Origin of the sequence: Paenibacillus sp. FSL F4-0236, assembly GCF_038000135.1 — a bacterium.
Taxonomy (GTDB): domain Bacteria; phylum Bacillota; class Bacilli; order Paenibacillales; family Paenibacillaceae; genus Paenibacillus_AQ.
Genome location: NZ_JBBOBK010000001.1, coordinates 4,058,898 through 4,072,293, shown reverse-complemented (window position 1 = coordinate 4,072,293; position 13,396 = coordinate 4,058,898). Strand labels below are relative to the sequence as shown.

Annotated in this window: 11 protein-coding genes and 2 pseudogenes; 11 read left to right on the top strand and 2 right to left on the bottom strand. The window is 39.6% G+C overall.

The features are described from left to right. Positions 1-402 precede the first annotated feature (402 nt). Positions 403-646 (bottom strand): annotated as a pseudogene (locus NSQ29_RS31575) (transposase); the annotation flags it as partial. Between the two features lie 418 nt (positions 647-1,064). Here NSQ29_RS31575 and NSQ29_RS18440 point away from each other — a divergent pair. The 9 genes from NSQ29_RS18440 to NSQ29_RS18400 all read left to right on the top strand — a co-directional run bounded on the left by NSQ29_RS18440 (position 1,065) and on the right by NSQ29_RS18400 (position 9,574). Next, positions 1,065-1,337: a hypothetical protein gene (locus NSQ29_RS18440; protein ID WP_341125797.1), complete on the top strand. Its 273-nt coding sequence runs from the start codon at positions 1,065-1,067 to the stop codon at positions 1,335-1,337. A 30-nt stretch (positions 1,338-1,367) separates the two neighbouring features. Next, complete coding sequence (locus NSQ29_RS18435; protein ID WP_341125796.1) at positions 1,368-3,155, top strand: DNA/RNA non-specific endonuclease; 1,788 nt, start codon at positions 1,368-1,370, stop codon at positions 3,153-3,155. A gap of 7 nt (positions 3,156-3,162) precedes the next feature. Next, on the top strand, positions 3,163-3,642 hold the full coding sequence (locus tag NSQ29_RS18430; RefSeq protein WP_339246451.1) for an antitoxin YezG family protein: 480 nt from the start codon (positions 3,163-3,165) through the stop codon (positions 3,640-3,642). A gap of 529 nt (positions 3,643-4,171) precedes the next feature. Continuing rightward, a complete protein-coding gene (locus tag NSQ29_RS18425; RefSeq protein ID WP_341125795.1) occupies positions 4,172-6,241 on the top strand; it encodes an HNH endonuclease in 2,070 nt (689 codons plus the stop codon). A gap of 2 nt (positions 6,242-6,243) precedes the next feature. Continuing rightward, the gene (locus tag NSQ29_RS18420) at positions 6,244-6,672 is read left to right on the top strand and encodes an SMI1/KNR4 family protein (protein ID WP_076287069.1); all 429 of its coding nucleotides are present in this window, start codon (positions 6,244-6,246) and stop codon (positions 6,670-6,672) included. A 1,100-nt stretch (positions 6,673-7,772) separates the two neighbouring features. Then, on the top strand, positions 7,773-8,609 hold the full coding sequence (locus NSQ29_RS18415) for a hypothetical protein (protein ID WP_341125794.1): 837 nt from the start codon (positions 7,773-7,775) through the stop codon (positions 8,607-8,609). Continuing rightward, positions 8,581-8,832, top strand: coding sequence for a hypothetical protein (locus tag NSQ29_RS18410; protein WP_341125793.1), 252 nt, complete (start codon positions 8,581-8,583; stop codon positions 8,830-8,832). The genes NSQ29_RS18415 and NSQ29_RS18410 overlap by 29 nt, the downstream gene beginning before the upstream one ends. Before the next feature lie 142 nt (positions 8,833-8,974). After that, entirely contained in the window at positions 8,975-9,316 is a 342-nt protein-coding gene (locus NSQ29_RS18405; protein WP_341125792.1) for a hypothetical protein, read from the top strand. A gap of 6 nt (positions 9,317-9,322) precedes the next feature. Beyond that, complete coding sequence (locus tag NSQ29_RS18400; protein ID WP_280788623.1) at positions 9,323-9,574, top strand: hypothetical protein; 252 nt, start codon at positions 9,323-9,325, stop codon at positions 9,572-9,574. A gap of 569 nt (positions 9,575-10,143) precedes the next feature. Here the strand turns inward: NSQ29_RS18400 and NSQ29_RS31570 are convergent. Further along, a pseudogene (locus NSQ29_RS31570) lies at positions 10,144-10,383 on the bottom strand (transposase); the annotation flags it as partial. 394 nt (positions 10,384-10,777) lie between these two features. Between NSQ29_RS31570 and NSQ29_RS18395 the strand changes: the two are divergent. Beyond that, entirely contained in the window at positions 10,778-12,901 is a 2,124-nt protein-coding gene (locus tag NSQ29_RS18395) for a deaminase domain-containing protein (protein WP_341125791.1), read from the top strand. 17 nt (positions 12,902-12,918) lie between these two features. Then, positions 12,919-13,320 (top strand): hypothetical protein, encoded by a 402-nt coding sequence (locus NSQ29_RS18390; protein WP_143759611.1) that lies wholly within the window; start codon positions 12,919-12,921, stop codon positions 13,318-13,320. Positions 13,321-13,396 lie beyond the last annotated feature (76 nt).

Below are 13,396 nucleotides of genomic sequence, written 5' to 3'. Positions count from 1 at the left end.
CACTTTATTTGTACGCACATCAGATGCTTTAAAAGTATAACCTAAATAACGCTATTGCGTTACATTGAACAGGTCGATTATGGTCAGATACCACCATGATTGACCTGTTTTTTGTTATCTTCGTTTTCTCTCGGTTTTCTAAATCAAATACATCTGATTACTTTGCTAATGGGTGGTGAAACATAGATCGCAACGATCACGATAGATAGAATGACTACTGATAGTGAGGGGGGCAGAAAAAAGTAGGATGTCGACCGCAACTTTACTGACCGTCGTTACGATAGCTATCTTGTAAATACAATCTGGTGACGACCAGTCAACATATACAGTTGAGGTAACTAATTTGTTCTTCGATCACGTTTTGTTCGATGGATACTTCTTAACGACAAGAGGCTCAAACTAACATAGACAGTCTCGAGGGATAACGATTTCCTGCTCTCCATACTCACTGACTACCATTTTCCGACTCTTTCCGTTGAGACTGTTTGGTGTGGGTTTCGCCCTGACTTCATGCTTGCCATAGCCCAAATGAGTATCCATTTCGGCTTCTAACATCTCTTGAATCGTTTCGGTAAAATAGATCCTTTAAGGCATTCTGCTCATTTTTTGTAGAAACCAAATTACTTTCCTTGAAAAACTCCCGCAATTGTTGTTTTGTCCAAAGTCACATGTGTTTCCCCAACCCTTCTATTATTTTCATTTTAAGTACTTCGAAGAATTTCTATCAATGTTAATTGAATAATATAAAGCATCAGATACAAGAATCAATCCTATGGGGGCTATAACAGAACGCTATAGCGTTCTGTTAAGCAGGTTGATTATAGGGAGCTACCACAATAATCAACCTGTTTTTGTGCTGTCTACTTATTCTTATAGCAGTAATTAGAATTAAAAAAATTAAAAGAAAGGATTTAAAGTAAAATAATGGGAAGTTAAGCCGATATATTGGTTAGGTGTGCGCTCCAAATACTTAAGTTTTTAAAAATGAAGTAGTACATAAAGACCTGTGGGGTCGAAGAAAGTAGTGCATTGGATGGTCTAAGTGTAAGAACTGGAGGTCATAAATGGCATTGGACAAAATGGTATTTAAAGAAGATGAAGTCGAACGCCTGCAGACAAAAATCAGACAGGTAAGCCAAGATACCAACCGGCTGTACTTGCAGCTGAGAGGTCAGACCAATAACTGGGGTGGTATTCCGCTGGGTTCAGATTTGATACGAGCTCAGACACTTATCAATGAACTGACGGTAGAAGCTGAAAAGCTTGAAGATATTATTCGTCTTGCAATAAAAGGAGTTCAAGGTGCACAGGATGAGAATAAGAGGCAGGCTAATTAACTTTTTCAGCAGCTTGGTACTCTTGGAGGGATGTTCGGAAAACTTGGGGGAGGCAGTGCAAATGGACAGTTTCCGATCCCAACGTATGCCCAGAAGATGGTCACGAAACTGATCACCTCGATTGCTGCTTTAATGGGACGGGATGAGTTGAATAGCGATCCTTTGGTGCAGAAACTCCAAACAACGGTTAAGAATTCCGGACTGGGAACGATCGACTCTATTGCAGCCCATAGCAAGCTGAAGGATATCTACCAGGCACGGGATCAAATTGCAAAAGCGCAGACCGCATATAAAGTCTATCAAGCGTTTGAAAACAAGACCCAAATGGACGCAATGCATAAGCTGGCGGAAGACGCACGCCAAAAGCTGAAATATCTAGGTATAGACGAAGTCCATTACCAAGCAGGTAAGGATCTAAGTGGGTATTTCAAGAAACCAGCGGTTAAGGCGTGTGATTATGATCCGTCAATTACTACCAGCAGCGTACCATTAGTTCAGAATGAATCGTATCTGCTGATGCTCCGAATGGCGATGGAACCAGGAGATCAGGGAGCCTGGGCTAAGCGCCAACTCGTAGGGGAACGACTGAATATTCCGCCGATGGAGCTTCCAGATGGGACACCGATTACCGCATATAACAATGAAAATGAGATAACACTCAACTATTTTAATGCGCATGTATTAAAACCTAACGAGACCAATTCGTTATCGGCATATTATTTGTGGTTGGAATCAACCTACGGAATGACAGAATGGCGGAAAAAAGTGGTACAAGCGGATGCGGTTACGCGGGCATTTGTAGGATCTCTTATCGAGGAAACCGTTATGGGTGTAGTGGATACAGTGACGTTTACATTCCATTTTGTCATAGACCCGGAGAAGACGACACAGGAAATGGCAGATACAGCATCTTATATCATGCAACATCCAGAAGTATTGGCAGAAGCAGCGAAGAAGATGTATCATAACTTTAATGAAGGAACGCCGGAGGAAAAGGCTTCCATGCTGGGTGCAGCTGCTTCTGTATTGGTACCGGGGCTATCTGTGACTAAGGGTATAAAGGTAGGAAAAGTGGCCGATGGGGTACAAGATTTTGCCACTAAAGCGATGGAAGGCGTGAAAGACCTTAATAAAGTCCTTCAGAATTCCGGTCACTTGGCTGAACTCCCGAGATTCAAACCATTTTTAAGCACGCCAGAAGGTGTGCCTTTCAGTGTAGGAAAGATCCCCATGGATTCGAATCCACTGCCCAAAACATTTGTGCAGGAGCATTATATAAATGAGATGAATGGGTTAGGGGATGTGAAAGGTGGTAAGATTGAAGTTCCTTATGGAACACAAATTGATAAAGTCGGTAACAAAAAAACACTAAAACCGAATGCAAAGTACACAACACCAGAAGGATATACTTATGAGACAAATGAATTTGGTCGTATTGATAGTGTCGAGGCTGACTTACAACTAGGCAAAGGAACAAGAAATAAATACGCTCAAAGTAATGTGGGAGAAACAGACAGAATCCGAGGTGATTATCCAGAGAGAGATGATGGTGGTCATTTAATAGGTAGTCAATTTAAAGGTTCTGGGGACATTGATAACTTAGTTCCAATGAATTCCCAAATTAATGAAGCCGGTGGGAAATGGCATCAGATGGAACAAGAATGGGCATCAGCGTTAGAAAGAAAAGAAAACGTAAAAGTAAAGATAACCCCCCAATACACTAGTAATGCTGCTAGACCTGATAGTTTTACAGTGGAGTACTCGATAGATGGTGGTAGGACAAAAAAAATTACAATAGAGAATCAAATTGGAGGTTAGTGGAATTATGGAGCAACAGATGGAGCAACTTTATCCCTTGATAGCAGAGCATGTTATAGGTATGATACCTGATGACAGATGGAACGAGATTTACTTGTATGCCGAAATACTGGATGGCTCTAGAGAGGTATTCTTTTATTTCAATACTTCTGAGAATGAGGATTTTATATACTCTCATGATATTCCAGAAAAATATAGCGTGAGTGAAAAAACTTACGATAACTTATTATTAGAATTACAAACAAAATTTAAAGGGTTAAGACAAATATTTATTGATAACGACCAAGAGGCATGGACAAATTTAACCTTAACCTTGAAGTATCCTGGTAAGTTAAAGATTCATTACGATTATGAAGATATAATAGCTTCAAAAGTAACCCCAACTCAAAGACAAATGATTTTTGAGTACCGTTATTTAGGTTTGCTTCCTGAAAAAGAGAAGAATAGACAGTTTGTAGAAAACTATGTTAATAGTCAAGATAAATAGCTGTAGAACCAATCTCACTTTGACAGACTCAAAATATGGGCGGAAATTATAAATATGTCATGTCTAAACATCTTTCTATTAAAGTCCTGACTTCCATCTGGAATCATGATGAGAAGATTTGTAGATTTGGTGGGGGCTACCCAGTGCCGAATAAACCTATCATTCAACCAGTAACACACTTAACCTATGTAATACCCATATAAAGATTTCATTATTTCGTTTGTACGCTCATCAACTCTTGAATTTTATAACTTAAATAATGCAATAGCGTTACGTCTAGCAGGTTGATTATGGTCAGATACCACTATAATCAACCTGTTTTTGTGCTGTCTACTTATTCTTATAGCAGTAATTAGAATTAAAAAAATTTAAAGAAAGGATTTAAAGTAAAATAATGGGAAGTTAAGCCGATATATAGGTGTGCGCTCCAAATACTTAAGTTTTTAAAGATGAAGTAGTACATAAAGACCTGTGGGGTCGAAGAAAGTAGTGCATTGGATGGTCTAAGTGTAAGAACTGGAGGTCATAAATGGCATTGGACAAAATGGTATTTAAAGAAGATGAAGTCGAACGCCTGCAGACAAAAATCAGACAGGTAAGCCAAGATACCAACCGGCTGTACTTGCAGCTGAGAGGTCAGACCAATAACTGGGGTGGTATTCCGCTAGGTTCAGATTTGATACGAGCTCAGACGCTTATCAATGAACTGACGGTAGAAGCTGAAAAGCTTGAAGATATTATTCGTCTTGTAGTAAAAGGTGTTCAAGGCGCACAGGATGAGAACAAGAGGCAGGCTAATCAACTTTTTCAGCAATTTGGTACTCTTGGAGGGATGTTCGGAAAACTTGGGGGAGGCAGTGCAAGTGGGCAGTTTCCGATCCCAACGTATGCCCAGAAGATGGTCACGAAACTGATCACCTCGATTGCTTCTTTAATGGGACGGGATGAGTTGAATAGCGATCCTTTGGTGCAGAAACTCCAAACAACGGTTAAGAATTCCGGACTGGGAACGATCGACTCTATTGCAGCCCATAGCAAGCTGAAGGATATCTACCAGGCACGGGATCAAATTGCAAAAGCGCAGACTGCTTATAAAGTATATCAAGCGTTTGGAAACGAGACCCAAATGGACGCAATGCATAAGCTGGCGGAAGACGCACGCCAAAATCTGAAATATCTAGGCATAGACGACGTCCATTACAAAGCAGGTAAGGATCTAAGTGGGTATTTCAAGAAACCAGCGGTTAAGGCGTGTGATTATGATCCGTCAATTACTACCAGCAGCGTACCATTAGTTCAGAATGAATCGTATCTGCTGATGCTCCGAATGGCGATGGAACCAGGAGATCAGGGAGCCTGGGCTAAGCGCCAACTCGTAGGGGAACGACTGAATATTCCGCCGATGGAGCTTCCAGATGGGACACCGATTACCGCATATAACAATGAAAATGAGATAACACTCAACTATTTTAATGCGCATGTATTAAAACCTAACGAGACCAATTCGTTATCGGCATATTATTTGTGGTTGGAATCAACCTACGGAATGACAGAATGGCGGAAAAAAGTGGTACAAGCGGATGCGGTTACGCGGGCATTTGTAGGATCTCTTATCGAGGAAACCGTTATGGGTGTTGTGGATACGGTGACGTTTACATTCCATTTTGTCATAGACCCGGAGAAGACGACACAGGAAATGGCAGATACAGCATCTTATCTCATGCAACATCCAGAAGTATTGGCAGAAGCAGCGAAGAAGATGTATCATAACTTTAATGAGGGAACGCCGGAGGAAAAGGCTTCCATGCTGGGTGCAGCTGCTTCTGTATTGGTACCGGGGCTATCTGTGACTAAGGGTACAAAGGTAGGAAAAGTGGCCGATGGGGTACAAGATTTTGCCACTAAAGCGATGGAAGGCGTAAAAGACCTTAATAAAGTCCTTCAGAATTCCGGTCACTTGGCTGAACTCCCGAAATTCAAGCCATTTTTAAGCACGCCAGAAGGTGTGCCTTTCAGTGTAGGAAAGATCCCCATGGATTCGAATCCACTGCCCAAAACATTTGTGCAGGAGCATTATATAAATGAGATGAATGGGTTAGGGGATGTGAAAGGTGGTAAGATTGAGGGGACGGGTAAAAAGACAGGGAAGTTAGAACTGTCAGATTTTAAAGAAGAAATAATGAATACCAAGCCTATGAACTCACCTGTTCCTAAAAAGTGGTATGATAAAGGCGGTACTATTTCGTTAGATAAGAGTGGGACTTGGACTTATACTAATAAAGAAGGGATATCAGTTAGTTATCCTAATGGGTATCCTGACTTTTCAGCATATTACCACCCTACTGTTAAACCAGTACCAATTGAAGTTACTGTCCCTAGGAACCCTCAAGAAGACTTTAAAAAAGCTAATTTAGAAGCAGGGCTTAATAAGGATTCTGATCCGCCTGTGCCAGCAAGTAATAAACCTCCTGAAGGTTATTCGTGGCATCATCATGAAGATGGAAAGACAATGATTCTTGTTGATGAAGATATTCATAGAGAGTTTAGACATATCGGTGGTCAGTCTACAGTAAATGGAAAAAATAAAAAAGGAGAATAACCATGGCGAATATGGATCGAGCAAATGAGAAAATAACTATAAATGAAATTCGTGAATTTGAAGGTAAATATGTTCTTAATCTTCCTGAACAGTATATTGATTTTTTGCTTAAATATAATGGAGGCTATCCTGAAACATCTACATTTAAGATTTCTGATGAAGAGGGTGAAAGTGTCGTAAATAAATTTTACGGGATCGGTGATATGAAGGGAAATTTGGCTAAGGTGTTTGAGGTTTTAGATGGTGAGCTACCTGAGGGATTTATTTCGATTGCTAGTGATCCAGGAGGAAACGAGATTTGTATTGGAGTTAGTGAGAAATACTTTGGAAAAATATATTTTTGGATGCATGACATGGAGTCAGATGTAGAAATGGAAAATATGTTTTTTTTGAAAAACAGTTTTAACGATTTTTTTGAAAATTTATATTAAGGATTGTTAATACGAGAAATACCGCCCTTACTATTGGTCTTTTATCCTATTTAGGTTGTTGATGAATAGACCCTACCCAGTGCCGAATAAGTCGGGCGGTTGAGCCTGAGCAGACTTAACCCATGTAATACCCGTATAAAGATTTGGTTATTTTGATTGTACGCACATTAAAGGCTTTATTTTTATAACCCAAATAGCGGTAATCCGTTACATTGAACAGGTCGATTATGGTCAGATACCACCATGATTGGCTTGTTTTTGTTATCTTCGCTTTCTTGCGTTTTTTCAAAATGAGTCGCAACAATGTACATTACCACAACGATAGATATGGTGAAAGGACTTTGTCGCAACTTATAAATTGGGTAAGACGACTACTGTTATTGTAAGGTTGGAAATCTATTGACGGGAAGGTCATGTGTTAAAGGCTAGCCACCGACTCCCTCATCTCTATAATACAAGAGGTAAATCCGTCAAAAGTTTTGCCGGAGGGGGACGCATGAACAACGTACAACTTTTTGTCGATAAAATTTCCGTTGAATATCATGGAGTGACAGTCAACATTTACAATCAACTGACACTTTCATTTCGAAAATGGTCAAACAAAATAATCACTTTACTACGATTTCCTTATATTTTTCAAGAGTTACCAAACTAAAAGCAGGCTATAGAATGCTTGTTTGATATAGTCCGCTCGGATCATGAATATTCTAAAGGTGATGGGGCTACCCAGTGCCGAATGAACTCATCATTCAACCAATAACACATCTACCCTATGTAATACCTGTATGAAAGCTTCAGCATTTCGTTTGTACGCACATCAACGCTTTAATTTTATAACCTAAATAATGCTTTTCAGGTACATCAAACAGGTTGCTTATGGTCAGATACTGCCATGATTGACCTGTTTTTTGTTATGTTCGCTTCCTCACAGTTTTTTGAAGATGCTACGCAAATATAGAATAAGCCGCCCCGATAGAGATCTTGGAGAGGTAAGGAAATAAATCGCACCTTCTAGGATGCATAGCCCGACCATTAATATTGTCAGGACTTATCTGCAAATTGTCCGCAACAAAACCAAGAAGCAAGCCCTCATATGCGTCATGAGAAGGTTTGTAAACATCCCTATAAGGTATATCAAAGATTCGGGAACCAAGCGCAAATGGATGCAAGATGCAATGCATAAGCTGACGGAAGAGGCACGCAAGAAGCTGGAATCCTTGGGTATAGACGAAGTTCAGTGCCAAGCAGGCAAGGATCTAAGCACTTATTTTAAGAAGCCGGCGGTTAAGGCATGTGATTATGATCCGTCGATCACCAATCAAAGTGTCCCACTCATTGAGAATGAAAAATATGCTTTTCTGCTACGATTGTCGATGGAGACGGGGACAAAGGGAGAATGGGCGAAACAACAATTAGCAATGCTGAAGCCACAAGCTACAATAGGACCCGATAACCCGCATGATTCTGTATCGGAAGCAGATATTTTAAATCGGAAAGATCCTGAGGTCATCAAGCGATTGCAGGGTACATACTGGTTCGAACTGTCGATAGAGGAGCAGGATCGGAGATATGCAGAGATAAAGGCTTATTATGAGAAGAGTGAGAAAGAAGCGGCGGATAAAAACCGCCGACTAAGCAGTGGCGTTGGAAACCAGACGATTGCCAATATTTTAGAGGGTGGAAGTAGTATCCTGACCCATGCCATCGATACGGCGTCATTTGGAATGGCAAGAACGATCACCGATTGGATTGTAGGACCGAAACCGAAGGGTTATGTAGATCCTATGGACGATCCCTATGGGAAAAAAGCTGGGCAATTTGTGGGGGACTTAGTGAGTATAGGTCTTCCCTTGAGGTATTTGAATGCTGTGAAAACCCCAGTGCAGGGGGGAATTCACACCAACCTTATTGAAATCGATGGTAGCGGGAGCAATTAGTGGAACAGTGGGCGAAGTCTTTGACGCATTCAATGATTATAGGGATGACGAAAAACAGAGCTTGGGTGAACGGATAGGTGCGGTTGGTATCAATACCGTGATTGCTGGTGTGGGAGATGTCGCGATAACCGCTGGAAGCAAAGTGCTTGCTAATGCGATGAGATTTGTGAGTGGGAAGCTGCCAGAAATAAAGGCAGATAAGTTAGGTAAATATACCCAATGAACAATTCGAATTTAAAGTAAAGGAGATAAAGGAACCCCATATTGAGGGGGCGCCAAAAGCTGATGATTTAAAATATGCTGAGTCTGGAGCAAGAAATATACCTCCAGAACAGTTCTTTAAAGAAGAAGCAATTGCTGAGGAGATGTATGAGAAATTCAAAAATTTAGGGACGAAAGATATAGAAGCTATCGCAAGAAATACTGACTTTCCTCTTAGCAGGGTTCAAAGAATCAAAGATCATGTTTTTAATAGCACACATATTAAAGATCATGGTATTGGGAAGTTTGATCCTGACTATGAACTAGCACAGGCTTGGGAAAGATTAATGAATGGTAAGTATGTAGACTCTGATATACAATTATTGCATCATGAAATTTTTGAATCAAAATTTGAAGGTATATTTAAGACTAACTATAGAACAGCTCATGATAAGACAATAGAATCAGGGAGAACCTGGGATTTGGATAAGAATTATGAGGAGTGAGATTTAATGGCAGTTTTTGTGATAATGCTAAAAGACTACGAGGATGAAGAAAGAGTTGTATATAGTTATGGACCAAGTGAAGAAACAATGGGGAAAATTGAATACGATAAAATAAATGGTTTTATAAATCAACTCTCTCCAATTGACTCTGACAGTTACCCTGATGATTTCTTTTTTAAAAGAGCTGGAAGAAGACTGGCGAGAATGATTATTAAAGAGAATAACAACTTTGTTGAGAGGACAACTATTGAATCTTAGATAGTGGAAATGAAAGTCCTATTTACCAGTCCAACAACAAGATTTTACAATCAGTGCAGCTACTCCATTTATTGAATTTTGAGAATATTGGAGGAAAGATATGAGTGACAAAAAAATAAGTAAACTATCTGAAAAGTTTGAGAATGAAAAAACTGGTGAACAATTCAAAGGTATAACGAATATGATAGATGGCAAATAAAAAAATATGATAGACATAATCATTGAATAAGAGGGCGGATACAATAACTATGCAGAGCTAATTAAAGGTTTAGTGAATGATGGTATAAATCAATTTATTGAAAAGTATAGGAGATAGAAATAAAAGAATTATAGAATGCACTTGATTTCTGATGCACAATACCTTGATTGGATTCGTGCCTTTCAAGTTTTTTTTCAATCAGTAGTGTATATTAAGTTTACATAGCTAAGATTACCCCAGCATTAAAGTGACAGGTATCCAAGTTTTGAAATTAGCATCCAAATAAACATTCAGAGCAAGTCAACATATACAGGTAAGGTAACTAATTTGTTCTTCGATCACGTTTTTTTAACGCAAGAGGCTCAAACTACCATAGACAGTCACGAGGGATAACGATTTCCTGCTCTACTCCCTGACTACCGTTTTCCGACTCTTTCCATTCAGACTGTTTGGTGTGAGCTTCGCCCTGACTTCATGCTTGCCATAGCCCAAATGAGTATCCATTTCGGCTTCTAACATCTCCTGAATCGTTTCGGTAAAATAGATCCTTTAAGGCATTCTGCTCATTTTTTGCAGAAACAAAATTACTTTCCTTTATAAACTCCCGCAATTGTTGTTTTGTCCAAAGTCACATGTGTTTCCCCAACCCTTCTATTATTTTCATTTTAAGTACTTCGAAGAATTTCTAACAATGTTAATTGAATAATATAAAGCATCAGATACAAGAATCAATCCTATGCGTTCTGTTAAACAGGTTGATTATAGGGAGCTACCACTGTAATCAACCTGTTTTTTTGCTGTCTACTTATTCTTACATCAGTGATTAGAATCAAAAAAATAAAAGAAAGGATTTAGAGTAAAATAATGGAAGGTTAAGCCGATTTATAGGTTAGGTGTGCGCTCCAAATACTTAAGTTTTTAAAGATGAAGTAGTACATAAAGACCTGAGGGGTCGAAGAAAGTAGTGCATTGGATGGTCTAAGTGTAAGAACTGGAGGTCATAAATGGCATTAGACAAAATGGTATTTAAAGAAGATGAAGTCGAACGCCTGCAGACAAAAATCAGACAGGTAAGCCAAGATACCAACCGGCTGTACTTGCAGCTGAGAGGTCAGACCAATAACTGGGGTGGTATTCCGCTGGGTTCAGATTTGATACGAGCTCAGACGCTTATCAATGAACTGACGGTAGAAGCTGAAAAGCTTGAAGATATTATTCGTCTTGCAGTAAAAGGTGTTCAAGGCGCACAGGATGAGAACAAGAGGCAGGCTAATCAACTTTTTCAGCAATTTGGTACTCTTGGAGGGATGTTCGGAAAACTTGGGGGAGGCAGTGCAAGTGGACAGTTTCCAATCCCAACGTATGCCCAGAAGATAGTCACGAAACTGATCACCTCGGTTGCTGCTTTAATGGGACGGGATGAGTTGAATAGCGATCCTTTGGTGCAGAAACTCCAAACAACGGTTAAGAATTCAGGATTGGGAACGATCGACTCCATTACAGCCCAAAGTAAGCTGAAGGATATCTACCAGGCACGGGATCAAATTGCAAAAGCGCAGACCGCATATAAAGTATATCAAGCGTTTGGAAACAAGGCTCAAATGGACGCAATGCATAAGCTGGCGGAAGACGCACGCCAAAAGCTGAAATATCTAGGCATAGACGAAGTCCATTACCAAACAGGTAAGGATCTAAGCGGTTATTTCAAGAAACCAGCGGTTAAGGCGTGTGATTATGATCCGTCAATTACTACCAGCAGCGTACCATTAGTTCAGAATGAATCGTATCTGCTGATGCTCCGAATGGCGATGGAACCAGGAGATCAGGGAGCCTGGGCTAAGCGCCAACTCGTAGGGGAACGACTGAATATTCCGCCGATGGAGCTTCCAGATGGGACACCGATTACCGCATATAACAATAATAATGAGATAACACTCAACTATTTTAAGGCGCATGTATTAAAACCTAACGAAACCAATTCAATACTGGCGTATTATTCATGGTTGGAATCAACCTACGGAATGACCGAATGGCGGAAAAAAGTGGTACAAGCGGATACGGTTACGCGCGCATTTATGGGATCTCTTATCGAGGAAACCGTTATGGGTGTAGTGGATACGGTGACGTTTACATTCCATTTTGTCGTAGACCCGGAGAAGACGACACAGGAAATGGCAGATACAGCATCTTATATCATGCAACATCCAGAAGTATTGGCAGAAGCAGCGAAGAAGATGTATCATAACTTTAATGAGGGAACGCCGGAGGAAAAGGCTTCCATGCTGGGTGCAGTGGCTTCTGTATTGGTACCGGGGCTATCTGTGACTAAGGGTACAAAGGTAGGAAAAGTGGTCGATGGGGTACAAGATTTTGCCGCCAAAGCGATGGAAGGCGTGAAAGACCTTAATAAAGTCATTCAGAATTCCGGTCACTTGGCTGAACTCCCGAAATTCAAGCCATTTTTAAGCACGCCAGAAGGTGTGCCTTTCAGTGTAGGAAAAATCCCCATGGATTCGAATCCACTGCCCAAAACATTTGTACAGGAGCATTATTTAAATGAGATGAATGGGTTTGGGGATGTGAAAGGTGGTAAGATTGAGGGGACGGGTAAAAATAAATTACCTAATCGGACAATAGATAGCTTATATGAGAAGACTCAAAATGTTAGAGGCGATATTAACAGAGAAATAGAAAAAATAGGGAATTCCGACGAATACAAAAATCTCTCAAAAACACAGAGAGATAAACTTGATAGAAAACTAAGAAAGTTAAGTAGTGGGAATGTCGCAGTGGCAGATGTAAGCATTCCTGATATTAAAAAAGAATTTCAAGCACACAGTCAGATTCATTCCTCTGATAGCGTTGGTAGTAATGTTGGAGATTTTAGTTCTTCCAAAGTTGATAAGTCATTGGAAACCTATGTTGATGATGGATTTCCAAGATTTAATGACACGGAGGCAAAGATTCTTGAAGATATTGCTTCTCAAATAAAAGACCCTAATGTTAAAGGGCGAATAGATTTGTTTACAGAACTAGATGCATGTCAAAGTTGTTCCAATTTAATTATGGAATTTAGACGTAAGTTCCCAAATATTGAGTTAAATGTCTACTCTAAAAATATGAAATAAGGACTGATGATATGAACATGACAAGTTATGAATCAATAAAATCATCTATAGTTTTAGACTTTGAAGAATATATTGAAGAAGAAGGTTTAAATGTGGCGCAGGTTTCAGCAAAAACTTTGGAAGAGGATTGGAGAATAGTAAACGATAGTTTGTTTACTAAAACATTATATTTTGTTTCTATTACAATAGAGAGTTTGAAATATAAAGAAATTGCTGATTTTATATATTCTAAACTAGAGAGTTATCTGAAAATCACTAACTTTGAAGAGCATATAGATAAATATGACATTGATAAGCTGTTACAAGACATTCAAATCTGTAAACAATTAATTAATAATAAAAGTGAATACACAATCAGGGAAACAAGCGATTCTACTAAATCAAGAGTAGAATACATCTTAGGTTTGAAAGCTGATTAATTGTAGTGTTGTATAGGTGGTTGCTACGAACATAATCATGTGGGGGCTACCCAGTGCCGAATGAACTCTTTATTGA